This is a genomic window from Nostoc spongiaeforme FACHB-130 (assembly GCF_014698475.1).
Taxonomy (GTDB): domain Bacteria; phylum Cyanobacteriota; class Cyanobacteriia; order Cyanobacteriales; family Nostocaceae; genus Nostoc_B; species Nostoc_B spongiaeforme.
In genome coordinates, this window is record NZ_JACJTB010000077.1 from 1 (window position 1) to 18,446 (window position 18,446).

The window sequence follows — 18,446 nt, forward strand, 5'->3', positions numbered from 1 at the left end:
TCACAAACTTACTCTTTGCTGAATTATGTAGAATGACATTAACCTGATCTAATGTTTAACCCTTCATAAATATGAAGGGTCTTAGAATCTATGAAACTTCCAGTTACCCTGAACAGCAAGAATCAATTTGTTTTAGCATTAGTCTTGAAAAGTGCGATCGCATTTTCACCCTTGCTGCTGTCTACTGGTGTGGCTAGTGGACAAACTACACCACCCATCACCAAGGAACAAACTATCGCGCAAGTTCTTTCTAATCAAGAACGCGCCGAATTAAACCAACTGCGAAAGCAAGTACCATCTAATGGCATTTCGACAACTATCTTGCTCAATCTTTGGTTAGTCATCTTAAGTTTATTTCCTGTAGCTGTGATTGCTTTGTTTTGGTTGTTACGGCGGGTAGCCATTCGGGAAATTGTTGATAAAGCAATGGGACAACTACAAGGCATCGAAAATTTGCAAAATCAAATAGTTATTGTTAAGCAAGAAGCGGAAAATTTGATTCAAGAAGTCAAAAAAATCAATCGAGAGTTAGAAAATGAGTCAGAAGCTCTCAAGCATAATATACAACAGGAACAAGAAAATTTATCTAATTTTCAATCGGAGATATTACAATCCAAGCATAATATTTTATCAGGTTTAGAAGTAGAAATAAAAGACTTACACAATCATCTAGAGAATTTAGAAGCTGAATTTAGTCAGCAATTACAACAATTGCAATTAACTACCCAGCAAAAACGCGATACCAGTTTGGAAAATATCGGTAATTTAGAATCTGATTTTGCTTCACAGATTGCTGAAATCAAAATAGGCACTGAAAAACATAAGCAGAACACTTGGGAATATTTAGAAAAATCCCAAAATGAATTTATAGCTCAGTTTGCCAATTTACAAGCAGATTTTCAACAACAGAAAGATAATTTAATTGCGGAATTGCTCAAAACGCAACAAGAATTTATCTCAGAGTTAGCTGGAATTAGAGTGGATACTGAACAACAAAAAGATAGAACCCAAAATAATATCTCAGAATTAGAAAATAACTTTAATTTGCATATATCTAGCTTAAACTCGGCAACTCAACAGCGAAAAGATGACTTACTTGCGGAATTAGTCAAAAACCAACAAGAATTTATCTCAGAGTTAGCTGGAATTAGAGTGGATGCTGAACAACAAAAAGATAGAACCCAAAATAATATCTCAGAATTAGAAAATAACTTTAATTTGCATATATCTAGCTTACATTCGGCAACTCAGCAGCGAAAAGATGACTTACTTGCGGAATTAGTCAAAATTCACCAAGAATTTATCTCAGAATTAGCGGGAATTAGAGTCAATGCAGAGCAGCAAAAAGATAGAACACTGGATAACATTAGAGAACTATTCAATAGTTTAACTGCTAAAATCTCTGGTTTACCATTGGAGTATGAACAGCAAAAGCAGGTTTTATTAGAAAATCTAGAAAAAATCCAAACAGCAGCACAGTTAGATATTAGTAATCGTAAAGATTTAATTATCGAAAATCTGGAAAAATCTGGTTTAGAGTTTACGGAACAATTTTCAGAATTGCAAGTAAATGCTCAAAAACAAAAGTTATTCATTCTCGAAAAACTGGAAAAATTAGAAACTGAATTTGTGTCTCAACTTTCAGAATTACAATTAGATGCTCAACAACGTAAAGAGTTAATTCTCCAAGAAATTACAGAGTCAAAAATAACACAAACTCAAGCACCACAAATCTCAATAGAGGCTGATATCCAACAAGGTGATGATTTATTTGCCCAAAAGCAATATGAAGCAGCGATCGCCTGTTACAATCAAGCAATAAAAATCCAGCCGGAGAATGCCACCGCTTGGTTAAAACATGGTCTGACTTTAGCAAGACTGAAGCGTTATCAAGATGCGATCGCTTCTTATGACCAGGCTATCAAACTTCAACCAGATTATCATCAAGCGTGGTGCGATCGCGGCGTTGCGTTTGGTAATCTCCGTCAACATAAACAAGCTTTTGCTTGCTTTAATAAAGCCACAAAAATCAACCCCGATGATGTAACTGCTTGGTTAAATCGGGGTTTATCTCTCATAGAATTAGAAGAATATGAAGAAGCATTGGCTTCATTTGATCAAGCAATTAAATTACAACCCAACTCGCCCAAAATCTGGGATAAACGCGGCTACACTCTGGTAAGATTGGGCATGGATGACGATGCGATCACCGCCTTTAATAAAGCCCTAGAACTTAAACCAGATTACGCAATTTCTCATTATAATAAAGCAGCTTGTTATGCTCTCCAAAAGCAAGCCCAATTAGCGATTGAATGTCTCCAACAGGCCATAGAAATTAATCCCAGATATAAACAAGATGCTGCAAATGATATCGACTTTGATGAAATCGCTAAAAATGAGCGGTTTCAACAGTTAATTGCTGATTAAGTAGTTGCCAAAAACCCAGCTAGCCGAGTTTGCTGTTAAACCTGTAACTGGTAACGATATTTAATTAAAGTGCTTGAAAATTTTCAATTGTCAGATATAATTCTTCATCAGCTATCTGAAAATCGTAGTCAATAGCAATTTGAGTAGGATAAACAAGTTTAGAGTTATACTGCACATCAATATTGTCTGCTTTACGAGCGATCGCATCTGCAATCACATTAAATAATTTCGGAATTGTTTTATATCTTTCAAAGAATTCTGGATTACTAACTGGCTTACCTCAGTGGAATGAAAATTCTTTTAAATCTTTTTTTGAAGAAGGTTTCCAATGTCTCTTGTTTTTCAAGTAAAAGATAACCTGAAAGCATGAAGAATAAGGGAACACACATTCTTACTCCTGAATCATAGATATTTCCTGTGATCCAGTACGAATCAGGTATTTTCTTAAATTGGTAAAGCAATGGTGCAGCTGAGTGCAAAAATATAACAAAAAAATTTGCTATAACTCTTACATAATCAGCCCATATTAATCTATTTTCATATTTTGAATTCATCACTACCCTATGTAGACTATCGGTAGAATTGAGGTAATAATACACGATAGACTGCGGAAATGGACTAGGGTTAATCGTGACCGTGAGCCAATATCCTCGATAACTTTTAAAACTTCTTCTGAAAAGAACCTCATACACCAATTGTGTGATCAAAATTTCTAGTACTGCTGCTCAAATAATCATCCTCATAGAGTGAGAAGGGCAGAGTGTCTAAAATTCTCAAACTGTCCTTCCCATCCCACAAAATATTGGAAATATTTTTGTCTTAGAAATTACTGAAATTTATATGTTTCCTGATGCTTACACAGCTCCGATATAAGCTTTAATCGTTGGTAATGCAGTCATTTTTTATAGAAGAAATTGTTCACAATTTTCATGACTTCGGCTTTAGGCTTTTTATTTACAAAACCTTTGTTGATTACATTGTGATTGTTTGGTTATGCTCTGACAATTTACTAAATTTGTAAACAGAAAAAATGTATTTGTTTTCACTATTAATACGAATTGACAAAATAATGTTTATAATGCTAATCGACTAAGAATAGTATAAAAAATTACAAAAAAAATTTAAATATCTTATCTGTTTGATGATTGTTTTTAATTTGTGGCTTAAATGTCTTATTTGTCTTCATATTTTTTTACAATAAATTGTCTAGAAAAACCTAAAAATATTGTTAATTTGAGGGGTAAGTATACAAGATACAGAAGTCAAACGTGATCACCGTTTGAGGACAAAGAACTAACTTTTGACAGTTATCAGTTATCAGTCAAATCCCCATCCAACGCCTGATAACTGATAACTGATTTGCTGTTGAGTGCTATGTACTTAGGTGTGAGAAAATCAGATAATACAATCGCAATACAAGCGATGAAGGCAAAGGAAGGAAAATGTCGGATAATTTGAGAAGCCGGGTTGTAACACAGGGTGTACAGCGATCGCCAAATCGAGCGATGCTCCGGGCTGTTGGGTTTGAAGATGCGGATTTTAACAAGGCAATTGTCGGTATTGCCAACGGTTACAGCACTATTACCCCTTGTAATATGGGGATAAACAAATTGGCACAAAGGGCAGAAGCTGGTATCAAAAGTGCTGGAGCTATGCCGCAAATTTTCGGAACAATTACCATTAGTGATGGTATTTCGATGGGAACGGAAGGGATGAAATATTCCCTGGTGTCAAGAGAAGTGATTGCCGATTCCATTGAAACTGCTTGTACTGGACAAAGCATGGATGGTGTATTGGCAATTGGTGGTTGTGATAAAAATATGCCAGGAGCAATGCTGGCGATCGCCCGAATGAATATTCCCGCGATTTTTGTCTACGGTGGTACAATCAAACCCGGACATTACAACGGTCGTGATTTAACTGTAGTCAGTTCCTTTGAAGCCGTTGGACAATACAGTGCTGGCAAAATCGACGAAACTGAATTAACAGCCGTTGAACAAAACGCTTGTCCGGGTGCGGGTTCCTGCGGCGGGATGTTTACAGCTAACACCATGTCTTCGGCATTTGAAGCAATGGGGATGAGTTTACCTTATTCTTCCACAATGGCAGCCGAAGATGCCGAAAAAGCCGACAGTACGGAAAAATCTGCGTTTGTGTTAGTAGAAGCTATTCGTAAGCAATTACTACCGCGCCAGATTATCACCCGCAAATCTATCGAAAATGCGATTTCGGTAATTATGGCAGTTGGCGGTTCCACAAATGCAGTATTGCATTTTTTGGCGATCGCTAGTGCGGCTGGTGTGGAATTGACCATCGATGACTTTGAAACTATCCGCGGCCGTGTGCCTGTACTGTGCGATTTAAAACCCAGTGGTAGATATGTAGCTACAGACTTACACAAAGCTGGCGGTATTCCTCAAGTCATGAAAATGCTGCTGGTACATGATTTACTGCATGGTGACTGCATTACCATCAGTGGTCAAACCATCGCCGAAATTCTGGCCGATGTGCCGAATGAACCAAGCCCAGACCAAGATGTGATTCGTCCTTGGGATAAGCCGATGTATGCTCAAGGTCACTTGGCAGTTCTCAAAGGTAATTTGGCTACTGAAGGCGCAGTGGCGAAAATTACCGGGGTGAAAAAACCAGTCATTACTGGCCCCGCCAGAGTATTTGAATCGGAAGAATCTTGCTTAGATGCAATTCTGGCAGGCAAAATCAAAGCTGGTGACGTGATTGTGATTCGTTACGAAGGCCCCAAAGGCGGCCCTGGAATGCGGGAAATGTTAGCGCCTACCTCCGCAATTATTGGTGCTGGTTTGGGTGATTCTGTAGGATTAATTACCGATGGAAGGTTCTCTGGCGGGACTTATGGGATGGTAGTTGGTCACGTTGCACCAGAAGCAGCTGTGGGGGGAGCGATCGCATTAGTCGAAGAAGGTGATAGCATCACCATTGATGCACCATCGCGGCTCTTACAGTTGAATATTTCTGATGAAGAATTAGCCCGCCGCCGTGCTAATTGGCAACCCCGCCCACCCCGCTACACTAAAGGCGTATTGGCGAAATATGCCAAGTTGGTATCTTCCAGCAGCCTTGGTGCAGTCACAGACTTGGGTTTGTTTGATAGTTAATCAACCGCAGAGAGACGCAGCGAAATAAACTTAATCTCTGCGTCTCTGCAAGACTAGTACAACAAGGCAAAAGTAAAAAGTGAGCCACTGCGCTGGGCGGGTTTCCCGACTTGAAGCAAGTGGCAAACTCTGAAAGAGTCAAAAGGAAAAAGAAAGAATATTGATACCACAAGCCTTTTAGTAATTTCTTATGGTCTGTTTATTTACGCCGTGATGTACTAGATGAATGTACCTGATTGGGATGAAAAACGCTGTAAGAGTGCGAGAGAGTTCTTACGTAAATCTTATGATTTTCAGCAAGCCCTACTTAATATATGTTCCAGGTATCGCTTCCCCAATCCCTCCACTCAGATTTACCTCTCACTGCCCTTGCACCCATGCAAGATGTGACAAATCTCAAGTTTATGAAGGTCATTGCTCATTACGGCAACCCTGACTACTTCTTCACTGAATATTTTCGCGTCAATGAAACATCGCGGCTTAATCCCAAGATTCTGGCATCTATCACAGAAAACGATACTGGTCGCCCTGTTTTTGCTCAAATGATTGGTGAAAGCATTCCTGATTTAGTCCGAACAGCAAAGGAACTCTGCACTTATAATATCGCTGGAGTTGACTTAAACATGGGTTGTCCTGCACCGAGAATCTACCGTAAACAAGCTGGAGGTGGATTACTACTTGTGCCAGAAAAAGTAGATCGCATTTTGGCTGAACTTAGACAAGCAGTTAATGACCGACCTTTGAGTGTCAAGATGCGCTTGGGCTTTGAAAATAGCGATACTTTTTTCCAAATTCTCGATATCATCAATCGCCACAGCATTGATTTGTTGAGTTTACATGGTCGCACGGTAAAAGATAGATACCAAGGCAGGGTAAATTACGCTTTGATTGCCCAAGCAGTCAGACACGTCAATTGTCCCGTCCTGGCTAACGGAAACATCTACTCAGCAGCACAAGCAATGTCGGTACTTGAGCAAACAGGTGCGGTTGGTGTGATGGTAGGCCGTTGGGCAATTGGTAATCCCTGGATTTTTCATCAAATTCGCCAAGCATTGCGCTCTGAGCCAATTACGCCTGTTCCTTTAACAGAAGTACGCCACTATATTGACCGTTTGTACCAAACTCCAGAAGCACCCAATATCCCAGAACGAGCGCGTATTGGCTACCTCAAACTATTTCTCAACTACATTGCTCTCAGTGTTGACAGCCAAGGTCATTTCCTGCGGCTAATGCGACAAGCGCAGACCGAAGTTGAACTTTTTCAGATATGCGATCGCTTTTTGTTGGCTGACCCTGCACAGACTTTGGCCTTAGCTCCTTTAATAACCAGAGACTTAACGTGACTGTTCAAGATAGGGATTGGCAGTTGTCTTGCGAATGGTAGCAGCAGTAATACGATCAACCAATCCTGGCACAATTAGCCTTGCCCAAGGTATTATCTTACCTTTAAAAGTCATGATATGTTCTCGTTTACGGCGCTCCATTGCCCAGATAATTTGACGCACACACTCTTCCACCGACATATTGCCTTGGCTTTCATCACGCGGACTTTTACCTAATGGTTTTCCATCTGCGCCCAAGGCTCGTTGGCGAATATCTGTGGCGACAAAACCCGGCGAAATAACCACTACATCTACTCCTGTTTGCTGCAATTCCATCCGCAATGTGTCAAAGAAACCTTGCATAGCATGTTTACTAGCAACGTAACCTGTACGAGTGGGTACACCTGTTTTGCCGCAAATTGAAGAAATTGCCACTAATAGTCCTCGACTGGCTTTCAGGTAGGGCAGGGCATAATGAGTACAGTAGACAGCACCCAGATAGTTAACCTGCATTACTCGTTTAAAAATCGCAAGATCAGTCACTTCATCAAAGCAAGTCAGCATTCCAATTCCGGCATTGTTGATTAAGATATCAATCTTTCCAAACGTAGCGATCGCTTTTTCCATCAACTGCTGACAAGCTTCTGGTTGAGTGACATCTGTCGGGACTGCAATCACCTCCGCAGGATAATTTGTACAAGCACTCAGCGTTTGTTCTAATCCTTCTTGATTGCGAGCAGCTAAAACTAAATTTGCACCCTGTTGGGCTAACGAAATTGCCAGCGTTCTGCCAATTCCAGCCGATGCACCCGTGAGAACAATGGTTTTGTTAGCAAATATCACTTTGTGTCCTTTGCGGTTCGATAAATTAAGCTTTTCGGGAATTTTGGCGTAAGCCCTAATCTATAAACATTCTCTAAATTTACCTGTTCCTAGTATTTCCTTAACCTTGATTCAGTAAATTTTCGGGGAACAGTTACACAAAAAGAATTAATGCACGCTCAATGGCAGCATAGTCCGAGCTATTGCAAGATAGGTCGAAATTTTGTGTTGACTGTCCTTATTTTTATCCTTTGCCTATTTGTCTTAACTTAATTAGGAGATTTTATGGTGCTGAATATAGGCGATATTGCATTCGTAGGTTTTAATGCGGATGGCAATGACAATATAGCTTTTGTGGCACTGGCAGAGATTCCGGCTGGTGAAACTATTTACTTTGAAGATAATGAGTGGAATGGCACAGGTTTTGTTGATACAAACGAATCTGCCTTTAGCTGGACGGCTACTACATCTGTTGCGGCCGGAACGATTGTGAGAATTGATAACATAGGTAGTGGCACTATCACCGCCAGCACCGGGACAGCTACAATACCAGTTGCTGGGCGAGGCTCAAATCGAGGACTGGCTGCTGGTGATGAGGTTCTTTATGCTTATCAAGGAACACCAGGTTCACCAACAACTTTTATCACAGCCGTTGCCAATGGCGGTTTTAATACAGCTAATGGACTCTTGACTAACACTGGTTTAACAGTTGGCACGACTGCTCTAGATTTAAGTACTGTCGATGATGATGCAGACATTGGTGCTTACAACGGTAATCGTAGTGGTCAGTCTAGCTTCAGTGCTTATCTTCCCATAATTAATAATGCTGCTAACTGGCAAACACAAGATGGCACAGGCGACCAAAGTATCGATAGCATGGCTCCAGATGTGCCATTTAGTAGCTTGGCATTTAGTATCACTGGTGGTAATCCTACAGTTAATTTATCTGTTAGCTCTAGTACAGGTACTGAAGCAGGCACAACTATTATTACTGTAAGTGCAACTACTTCCAGCCCCGTATCTGGCGACCAAACCGTTAACTTAGGGGTGTCAGGAACTGGAATTGATGCAGGTGACTACATCCTGAGTAATAACATTATTACTATCCCTGATGGGCAAACTAATGGTTCTGTCACCTTTACCGTTGTTGATGATGCGTTGATTGAAGGTACAGAAACAGCTATTCTCACCATCAGTAATCCTTCCCCTGGCATCACCCTTGGTACAACCACACAAAATATCACGATTACTGACAACGATTTTCCGGCTGTCCCCATCGTTAATTTATCGGTTAGTACTAATGCTGGTTCGGAAGCAAACACTACAGCTATTACTGTAACTGCAACTGCTTCTGGCCCTGTATCTGGCAATCAAACTGTTAACTTAGGGGTTGCGGGTACAGGCATCACCGTCGGCGATTATTCCCTCACCAGTAATACTATTACCATCCCTAACGGACAAACTAGCGGCTCTGTCACCTTTATTGTTGCCGATGATGCGATCGCTGAAGGCACAGAAACAGCAATATTGACAATTAGCACACCTTCGGCTGGTATTGCTTTGGGTGCTACAACTTCTCAAAATATTACAATTACCAACAACAACTCCAGTTTTTTACAAAGAGTTGGAACTATCACCAGTGCCAATGGAGCCGAAATTTCTGCCTTTGACCCAGGAAGCGATCGCTTGTTTGTGGTTGCAGGTAGTACCATTGAAACTTACACTATCAGCAATAACGGGACACTGGCCTTAGTTGGTACTTTGTCCACCGGATTTACATTACCCCCAGGCACACAAGCACTTCCCAACAGTGTCGCGGTTAGCAATGGCATTGTAGCAGTTGCCTACGCTATTCAAAACACCAGCACCAACGCCCAACAAACTGGACAAGTAAGCTTCTACAGTGCGGCTAATGGCACATTTTTAAACTCCGTAGCTGTGGGTGCATTACCAGATATGTTGACTTTTACACCTGATGGCACCAGAGTATTGGTAGCGAATGAAGGAGAACCCAACAGCTACGGACAAGCTAATTCTGTTGATCCTGAAGGTTCGATTAGTATTATTGATGTTTCTGGTGGTGTAGCGAATGCAACGGTTACACATGCAACATTTACTAGTTTCAATAGCCAAATCGATGCACTCCGCGCCGCAGGTGTGAGAATTACTGGCCCTGGTGCGACAGTCGCCCAAGACTTAGAGCCAGAATATATTGCAGTATCAGCAGATGGACAAACCGCTCATATTACCCTGCAAGAAAACAATGCGATCGCTATTTTAGATATTGCCAGTGCCACCATTACAAATATTGTGCCGTTAGGTACCAAAGATTTCAGTTTGCCAGGGAATGGGATAGATGCCAGCGATCGCGACTCTGGCATTAATATTCAGAATTGGCCTGTGTTTGGATTTTATCAGCCCGATGCGATCGCCAGTTTTACTGTCAACGGCCAAACCTATTACATCACCGCCAACGAAGGCGATGCCCGCGACTACACAGGCTTTAGCGAAGAAATTCGTGTGGGTGCATCTGGATATGTTTTAGATCCCACAACTTTCCCTAACGCCGCCGCCCTCAAACAAAACGCCAACTTGGGACGGTTAACAGTTTCCAATGTCTCCGGTGACACTGATGGCGATGGTGACTTTGACCGGATTGAGGCATTTGGGGCGCGTTCCTTCTCCATTTGGGATGCCAACGGTAATCAGGTGTTTGATAGTGGGAATCAATTTGAACAAATCACAGCCAATCGAGTCCCGACTTTATTTAACTCCGATGGTACGACTGCTAGTTTTGATACCCGCAGCGACAACAGAGGCCCAGAACCGGAAGCTGTAACCGTTGGCGTTATCAATAACCGCACCTATGCCTTCATTGGTTTAGAACGTACTGGTGATGTGATTGTCTACGATGTCACAAATCCAACTAGCCCTTCCTTTGTTCAGTACATAAACATACCAGAAGATCAGGCGGTGGAAGGACTGACTTTTATTTCTGCCGCAAATAGTCCCACAGGCAGACCACTGCTAGTTACCACCAGCGAAGTTAGTCGGACTGTGACAGCATTTGAAATTACGCCACCTGTAAAGATTAGTGATATTCAAGGCACAGCACATATTTCACCCCTTAATGGCCAAGGTGTAGTGAATGTAGCCGGGATTGTTACAGCGATCGCTTCTAACGGCTTCTACATCCAAGACCCCACTCCCGATAATAATGATGCAACTTCTGAAGGGATTTTCGTTTTCACGGGTACTACTTCTGCTATTCTCAGCGCCCGCACTGTCGGCGAAGCAGTATTAGTTAGTGGTACAGTATCGGAGTTTCGCCCTGGTGGTAGCTCTAACAACCTGACTATTACTCAAATTGGCAATAACAACAGTGTACAGAGTTTGAGTGTGAGTGCTTGGACAACCGCACCAACTACAACTATTACCCCAACAATATTAGGCAATGGCGGACGGACGATTCCCACTCAGGTAATCAATGATGACTTTGCTACTAATGGGAATGTAGAAACAGGTGGAGATTTCGACCCGGTAAATGAAGGTATCGATTTCTACGAAAGTGTAGAAGGAATGTTGGTGCAAATCAATAACGCGATCGCCACATCTCCCACTGCTAACTTTGGTACTTCTGAGGAAATCTGGGTGCTGGCTGACAATGGAGTTAATGCCACAAGCCGGACTGAGCGTGGTGGTAGCTTGATTACAGCCACGGACTACAATCCAGAACGGATTCAAATTGATGATTTAATCAATGGCTCGATCACATTGCCCGGTGTAAATGTCGGTGCTGAACTCAGTACAATTACAGGTGTAGTCAGTTATGATTTCAATAATTATGAAGTCCTGGTTCCATCTGCACCAACGGTAGTACAGCCATCCACTCTGCAAAGAGAAGTTACAAACTTAACAGGCACTGCCGATCAATTGACGGTTGCAACTTTCAACGTAGAAAACCTTGATCCTGGTGATGGTGAAACCCAGTTTAATAACTTGGCTAACCGAATTGTGAATAACTTGCGATCGCCAGACATTATTTCTCTAGAAGAAATTCAGGATAATAACGGGGCGACAAATGACGGTGTAGTGGATGCTAGTGTAACTTATCAAACATTAATAAATGCGATCGCCCAAGCTGGCGGCCCTACCTACGAATATCGTCAAATTAACCCGGTAGATGATACCAACGGCGGTGAACCTGGGGGTAATATTCGCGTCGGTTACTTGTTTAATCCCGATCGTGTTACCTTTGTTGACCGTCCTGGTGGTGGTTCTACTACGAACATTTCCGTCACTAATGTTGATGGTACTCCCACCCTTTCTACTAGTCCTGGGTTAATTGACCCGACAAACCCCGCTTTCAACAGCAGCCGTAAACCTTTAGTTGGTGAGTTTGTCTTTAACGGTCACAGTGTTTATCTCATTGGCAATCACTTTAACTCCAAAGGTGGCGACCAACCTTTATTCGGGCCAAATCAACCGCCAGCTCTCAACAGTGAAGCGCAACGCCAGCAACAAGCCACAATTGTGAGAGACTTTGTACAAGAGATTTTGGCAATTGACCCGAATGCGAATGTGGTGGTGCTGGGTGACTTGAATGATTTTGAGTTTTCTAATCCTCTCACCACATTAGAAAGTGCAGGACTGACTTCTTTAATTGAAACTCTACCTGCAAACGAGCGTTACACCTACAACTTTCAAGGTAACGCCCAAGTGCTTGACCACATTTTGGCAAGTCAGAACTTGGTCAATAACTTAGATGGTTATGATGTGGTTCACATCAACTCAGAGTTTTTTGATCAGGATAGCGACCATGATCCTGTGATTGCAAGGTTCAATTTACCACCAGCCAATCAAGCGCCAACGGCGGTGACATTTAATAATGCCGTTACCAACATCAACGAAAATACAAATACAACTAACCGCATCAAAGTTGCAGACATCTCTATTACCGATGATGGACGAGGCACAAATAACCTGAGTTTGACTGGTGCAGATGCGAGTTTATTTGAAATCGATAATTCTGTATTGTATCTGCGGGCTAACACTAACTTAGATTTTGAAACCCGTTCTAACTACAGTGTGACGGTGGCTGTTGATGATCCGACAGTTGGTAATAATCCCGATGCTACTGCTAATTTCTCCTTAACTGTCAATAACGTCAACGAAACACCAATTGCAAATAATGACAGCGCCACAACCACTGACATTCAACCAGTAATTATTAATGTCTTAGCTAATGATAGCGACCCAGATAGTAATCCCCTGACTATCAACAGCTTTACCAATCCCACAACAGGTACTGTAGTCAGGAATAACGACAACACCTTTACCTACACACCGGCAATTGGCTTTACTGGAACTGACAGCTTTACTTACACCGTTAGCGATGGTAGTTTAACAGCCACCGCTACAGTTAATCTGACTGTTACCCTTGGTAGCAACCAAATTAACGGCACTAACGGCAATAACATACTGTTGGGAACCAGCAGAATCGATGTTATCCGAGGTTTGGGGGGTAACGATATTATTAGCGGCTTAGGTAATAACGATGTCATCTATGGTGGAGATGGCAGTGACATAATAGATGGCGGTGCTGGTAATGACAGTCTCTATGGTGAAAATGGCAGTGATATTGTTTATGGTGGAGATGGCAATGACACCTTGAATGGTGGTGCAGGTGACGATATGCTGCTTGGTGATGCTGGTAATGACATCCTCATCGGCGGCTTAGGTCGAGATATTCTGGCTGGTGGTAGTGGTAGAGATAGTTTCTATCTCAATAATGGGGCGGGAAATGCCGATATTATCATTGACTTTGTATCTGGCGTTGATAGCTTGGTGATTTCTCAGTCAGAGTTTGGGTTTAACCAAGTAATAGGTACACTAGAGCCTAGTTTATTCCGTCTGGGTACAAGTGCCACCGCAGCCAGCGATCGCTTTATCTACGACAGAAACACAGGTAAACTATTCTTTGATCAAGATGGTATTGGTAGTGTCGCTAAAGTCCAAATAGCGCAACTATCTAATCGACCAACTCTGAGCAATACTGATTTTAATGTGATTGCATAGCTGAGTAATATCTAAGACTTACATAGGGGTGTATCTAAAACTCTTACACCCCTACACCCAATCTTCACACGCCAGTTTGCTCAAGTCGAATTATTTTAATTTTGCTCCCCGAACTATCAGCCGCAACCACAGCCACCCTAACCCACTGCCAATAAAATAATATGGGAAATCTACCCAAGTGAAAGCTGTACCCATTAACATTCTTCCCCACCAAAATGAACGCACCCAATTTAAAAAAGGTGGATGCCATAACTGCATAAATTCTAATAAACAAGTAATGGCTAATACCCATAAAGGGATTTGCCAAACTGCTTTGCGAGTCGGAATAAATAGAAATGCCAACAAGCACCAAAATATCTCATAAAAAATCCCTCCTACTTCTTGGTTTAACCACCCAAGAGAATAGCGATAGTGGCTGTATAAAAGTCCAACAGGCAGAACAATAATTAGAGAAAGAATGGTGCGCCAGCGAATGTTTGTCAGTGATAACATTGAGCATTTCCGAATTATAGGGGGGACAAGGTAGACAAGGGAGACAAGGGGGACAAGGGAGAGAGATATAACAGTTGAAGAAGTATAGGTGAGTAAATTTAAAAGGCATACATGCTAGGCATAGTCAGACTTTTACCTCCTGCCTCACCTCGACTGCGCTCGGCGACCTTCTGCCACATTTATAAATCATTGAGAATTGCGATATTTTGTTTTAGCTAAAAGTGCTGTCCCGTAAGCGGCTTCGGTGTAAACTGAAGCAACGACAGGTACTTTTAAATGTCGTTGACGAATAGCAGTCCAAGTAGAATTGGTTGCACCGCCACCTGCTGTATATACTCGTTGTACTTGATTTGCGCCCAAGCTTTGTAATAGTTCATACCCCCTAGCTTCTATTCGCGCAATACTTTCTAGTAAACCGTGTAAAAACTCTCTTGGTGTTTCTGGGCGTGGTGTGAGTCGTGGTGGTAATTTGGGGTCATTAATCGGAAAGCGATCGCCTGGTTGTAACAAGGGATAATAATCTAAGTTGCTGATTTTGGCTGGATCAATTTCCCGACTCAAATTTTCTAACTCTGCATTCGTAAAAAATTCTCGCAACACTGCACCACCCGTATTAGATGCACCGCCAGTCAACCACAAATCACCAAACCGATGACTATAAATTCCATATCTGGCATCTTCTATCCGAGTATGGCTTAATAATTTCAGTACCAAGGTTGAACCCAGCGATGTCACAGCTTCCCCTGGTAATTCTGCCCCACTAGCAATAAAAGCAGCAATACTATCAGTTGTACCCGCGCATACTAAGCAATCACGGTGAAAACGAAATTGCATTGCAATATCTGGACGAATTTCGGCAATGGGTGTCCCTGGTGCTAAAACTTGCGGTAATTGAATCGGTATTGCTAGTTGGTTTAACCATTTTGGATATTCCAAGGCTTCCACGTCATAGCCTAGCTTTAAAGCATTGTGGTAATCACTAATACCTAATTGTCCATGCAGCAAAAAAGCTAACCAATCGGCTTGATGTAGTAAATATCGAGCTTCTGCAAAAAATGGTTGCTGTGACATCCACAGAAGTTTGGCGAGGCTGGAGGTAGCACTTAATACTGTATGGTTTGGTGGTGCAATTTCCTTAAGCTGCTCTAGTACTACTGCCCCCCGCGCATCGTTGTAAAGTAAAGGGACATCTACAGGCTTACCAGCCCCATCACAAAGCAAAACAGTAGAAGAAGTACCATTAATGGCGATCGCTTTGATTTGTTGCCGCAATGGCTCAGGAATATCGGCTAATAAACTCCATAACCTATGACTCCAATGTTGCGCCGTCTTCTTCTGCAAAGGATAGCGCACCTCTGTTTGCACATTGCCTTGCTCATCAATTACCACCGCCCTTGCGCCAGAGGTTCCATAATCAATCCCTAAATACAAATCCATATTTTTATAAATTTTTATAATGAAAGATAACTATAGACTACTGATTCACCAGGGCTATTGTTGCATCTTGTAACAAGATATTCCCCAAAATCGGCAAAACAAGGAAAAGTAGTAAACGAACTGTCGAAAATCGATTTAAGTTTAGGAGGTTTTCAACAATGACCATCTCAGATACCCAAGTTTATATTGCTCTAGTTGTGGCGCTAATTCCAGGCGTTCTGGCTTGGCGTTTAGCGACAGAACTTTACAAGTAAGCCCTTGCTCTGAATTTCTTAAGCAGAGCTTCACAGTAAGAGCCACACCCTTACACAACAATCAGGCTTTGCTTGGTTGTTGTGTTTATCAAAATAGAATGCAGTAGCCAGAATTCAGAATTCAGAATAGAATTAAAATCTGGCTGTATTCTGAAATTTATAGGCAATTCAGAGTCCCCAGCATATTAATCCTGACTTCTTCTTCGTTTGTCTACATTGCACGCATCAAGAGTTATCAAATCATGTAGGCGATCGCACGCACAAAAATTTACTTCGCAAATTAACCGCAAATCGTTCTTGTGGAGAGAAGAACATCTGCCAAAAGTCAGAGGTTTTTGAGATTACACATAGCGGATCGTTAATTATACCAAGTTGCAATTCGTCATAGATTCTTCGGGGGTAAAAAATGGTTAAAATATCTAACCCTGCTCTCCACGAAGAACCCCGTTATCAGCCAGCAGCGATTATTGCGCTGAAACAAGAACAATCTTTGCTTGATTGGTTAGCAAGTACTGGTCGATTAGAACCTTATGTATTTGTTGAACACTATTACGAAGATGAGGAAGATGACGAGGAAGAAGTGGTTGAGCAGTATGAATATGAAACTGGGGAAATAGACCATTTAGAGGAGTGAAATTAACTACCAACAACATAAACTGCTGTTGATGTAGCAGAATTCAGAAGTCAGAAGTCAGAATGATAATAGACTATCTATCTAGTTTTGATAACTAATTTGTGTACTTCACTCACACTTTGCCATCTTTTGCAAAAGTAGAAGATGGCAAATTTCCCCATCTTCAAGTAATTTTCAAATCTAATGATCAAGGACAATACCACTAGCTCCAGATTGATTTCTGAAGTTAAACAATGTCTGCTGTTAGCTGTTCCACTAGCCGCAGCCCAACTAGCCCAATCAGCAACCGGCTTTGTTGATACAGTGATGATGGGTTGGTTAGGCAGTCAGACGATCGCATCTGGAGGCTTGGGTGCGGCAATATTTATTTTTTGTTTGATGATTACTACAGGTATTATTACTGCTATTAGTCCCTTAGTTGCAGAAGCATACGGGGCAGGTAAGCCTGAACAAGTTGGTCAGATTGTGCGACAAGGGTTAAGGATATCTCTACTATTAGGCATTCCAATTACAGTATTACTTTGGTATGGTAGTAATTTGCTCGTGCTGTTAGGGCAGGATGTGAATGCAGCAGCATTAGCACAAACTTATTTAAGAGCGATCGCTTGGGGTTTTATTCCTGCATTGGGTTTTGCTGTATTCAAAAGCTTTCTGTCTGCTCTTTCCCAACCGCAGTTAGTTATGGTAACTGTTGTCTTAGGTACACTGCTCAATATTACAGCTAACTATGTTTTAATGTTTGGCAAATTCGGACTACCCGCCCTGGGACTAGCTGGTATTGGTTGGGCGAGTACTTTGTCACTGTGGAGTATGTTTATTACTCTAGCTATTTATATATTTAGTCAACGTCGCTTTGCAGTTTACAAAATCTTTCACTTTTCATCTATTACTCACTTTAGCCAACAAAATCGCCGCATTGTTTGGGAAATTTTTCAAATTGGTTTACCAATCGGCGGATTAGTTGCTGTAGAAGCCGGATTATTTACCGTTGTCACCTTTATTATTGGGCAATTAGGAACAACTGCGCTCGCCGCCCATCAAATTGCTTTGCAAACAGCTTCGATGTCATTTCAGATGGTTTTGGGTGTTTCTTTTGCAACGACAGTACGTGTTGGGCAATTAGCGGGAGAGAAGGACTTGCGGGGTGTCCGTTTGGCGGGATATGTAGGTATTGCCTTGGGGGCTTTATCAATGGCGATCGCGGCTCTAATATTTTGGTTAGTTCCCAAATTAATTGTTTCGCTTTATCTCGACACTAACAATCCAAACAATCAAGATGTAGTCAACTTAGCAATAAAATTACTAGCAGTTGCAGCAATTTTTCAAATTGTTGATGGCATCCAAGTCACCGCCTCTGGAGCATTACGCGGTTTAAAAGATACTCGTATCCCACTGTTAATTGGGATTTTTGCTTACTGGTGTGTTGGTTTATTTATGGGTTACGCACTGGGAATTTGGTTTGATTATGGCACTATTGGCCTGTGGTGGGGATTAGCCATAGGTTTAGCTAGTGCAGCTATAGTTTTGAGTTGGCGATTTCGGATTTTATCAAATCAGCTTGTCTGGGCAAAGTTGAATTAATTTTATCTCGTCTCGATATCTGCATTAGAGAATAAATAGTAAGCTAATCGTCATTTAAATTGCATTATGTTTAATGGTAAATAAAGCTCCAAACCCTCTCCCTTGCAACCTGCACCCTGCCCCCTTGCGGTCTCAATGTGCAGAATAAATGTACGCCTTATGTGAGATGGGGTAGCAAAAAAGAAGGGGAAACCACAAGATAAAGGTAACGACACCAAAGCTTGAGGTCTCCCAATGAATATGGTAGACGGTTCGACCCTGTTGA

The 18,446-nt window shown here is 41.7% G+C and carries 11 protein-coding genes and 1 pseudogene; 7 read left to right on the forward strand and 5 right to left on the reverse strand.

Features of this window, described 5'->3' with window-relative positions; genetic code table 11:
• The first annotated feature begins 90 nt into the window (after positions 1 to 90).
• Entirely contained in the window at positions 91 to 2,427 is a 2,337-nt protein-coding gene (locus H6G74_RS29790) for a tetratricopeptide repeat protein (protein ID WP_242051386.1), read from the forward strand.
• A 64-nt stretch (positions 2,428 to 2,491) separates the two neighbouring features.
• Here H6G74_RS29790 and H6G74_RS29795 read toward each other — a convergent pair.
• Both H6G74_RS29795 and H6G74_RS31875 read right to left on the reverse strand, forming a co-directional pair.
• Positions 2,492 to 2,695: pseudogene (locus H6G74_RS29795) on the reverse strand (DUF6174 domain-containing protein); the annotation flags it as partial.
• 7 nt (positions 2,696 to 2,702) lie between these two features.
• Positions 2,703 to 2,981 (reverse strand): acyltransferase, encoded by a 279-nt coding sequence (locus H6G74_RS31875; RefSeq protein ID WP_190971135.1) that lies wholly within the window; start codon positions 2,979 to 2,981, stop codon positions 2,703 to 2,705.
• An 888-nt stretch (positions 2,982 to 3,869) separates the two neighbouring features.
• Here H6G74_RS31875 and ilvD point away from each other — a divergent pair.
• Both ilvD and H6G74_RS29810 read left to right on the forward strand, forming a co-directional pair.
• Positions 3,870 to 5,561, forward strand: a complete 1,692-nt coding sequence (ilvD, locus tag H6G74_RS29805) for a dihydroxy-acid dehydratase (RefSeq protein ID WP_190971136.1) — start codon at positions 3,870 to 3,872, stop codon at positions 5,559 to 5,561.
• A gap of 314 nt (positions 5,562 to 5,875) precedes the next feature.
• Positions 5,876 to 6,904: a tRNA dihydrouridine synthase gene (locus tag H6G74_RS29810; protein WP_190971137.1), complete on the forward strand. Its 1,029-nt coding sequence runs from the start codon at positions 5,876 to 5,878 to the stop codon at positions 6,902 to 6,904.
• Here the strand turns inward: H6G74_RS29810 and H6G74_RS29815 are convergent.
• Complete coding sequence (locus H6G74_RS29815) at positions 6,896 to 7,726, reverse strand: SDR family oxidoreductase (RefSeq protein WP_190971138.1); 831 nt, start codon at positions 7,724 to 7,726, stop codon at positions 6,896 to 6,898. The two genes, H6G74_RS29810 and H6G74_RS29815, sit on opposite strands and share 9 nt — an antisense overlap.
• A gap of 264 nt (positions 7,727 to 7,990) precedes the next feature.
• Here H6G74_RS29815 and H6G74_RS31440 point away from each other — a divergent pair, with 264 nt between their 5' ends.
• Positions 7,991 to 13,783: a choice-of-anchor I family protein gene (locus H6G74_RS31440; RefSeq protein WP_242051387.1), complete on the forward strand. Its 5,793-nt coding sequence runs from the start codon at positions 7,991 to 7,993 to the stop codon at positions 13,781 to 13,783.
• 90 nt (positions 13,784 to 13,873) lie between these two features.
• Here the strand turns inward: H6G74_RS31440 and H6G74_RS29835 are convergent, their stop codons facing one another.
• Together H6G74_RS29835 and H6G74_RS29840 are read right to left on the reverse strand one after the other, a co-directional pair.
• Positions 13,874 to 14,275, reverse strand: a complete 402-nt coding sequence (locus tag H6G74_RS29835) for a ribosomal maturation YjgA family protein (protein WP_190594016.1) — start codon at positions 14,273 to 14,275, stop codon at positions 13,874 to 13,876.
• Positions 14,276 to 14,461: 186 nt separating this feature from the next.
• Positions 14,462 to 15,712: an FGGY-family carbohydrate kinase gene (locus H6G74_RS29840; protein WP_190971139.1), complete on the reverse strand. Its 1,251-nt coding sequence runs from the start codon at positions 15,710 to 15,712 to the stop codon at positions 14,462 to 14,464.
• 158 nt (positions 15,713 to 15,870) lie between these two features.
• Here H6G74_RS29840 and psaM point away from each other — a divergent pair, with 158 nt between their 5' ends.
• The 3 genes from psaM (at position 15,871) to H6G74_RS29855 (ending at position 18,181) form a co-directional block, all read left to right on the forward strand.
• Positions 15,871 to 15,966 carry a photosystem I reaction center subunit XII gene (gene psaM / locus H6G74_RS29845; RefSeq protein WP_062295108.1) on the forward strand — a complete coding sequence of 32 codons (96 nt, stop codon included), beginning with the start codon at positions 15,871 to 15,873 and terminating at the stop codon, positions 15,964 to 15,966.
• A 406-nt stretch (positions 15,967 to 16,372) separates the two neighbouring features.
• On the forward strand, positions 16,373 to 16,600 hold the full coding sequence (locus tag H6G74_RS29850; RefSeq protein WP_190971140.1) for a DUF3134 domain-containing protein: 228 nt from the start codon (positions 16,373 to 16,375) through the stop codon (positions 16,598 to 16,600).
• A 183-nt stretch (positions 16,601 to 16,783) separates the two neighbouring features.
• Positions 16,784 to 18,181 (forward strand): MATE family efflux transporter, encoded by a 1,398-nt coding sequence (locus H6G74_RS29855; RefSeq protein ID WP_199341169.1) that lies wholly within the window; start codon positions 16,784 to 16,786, stop codon positions 18,179 to 18,181.
• Positions 18,182 to 18,446: the final 265 nt, after the last annotated feature.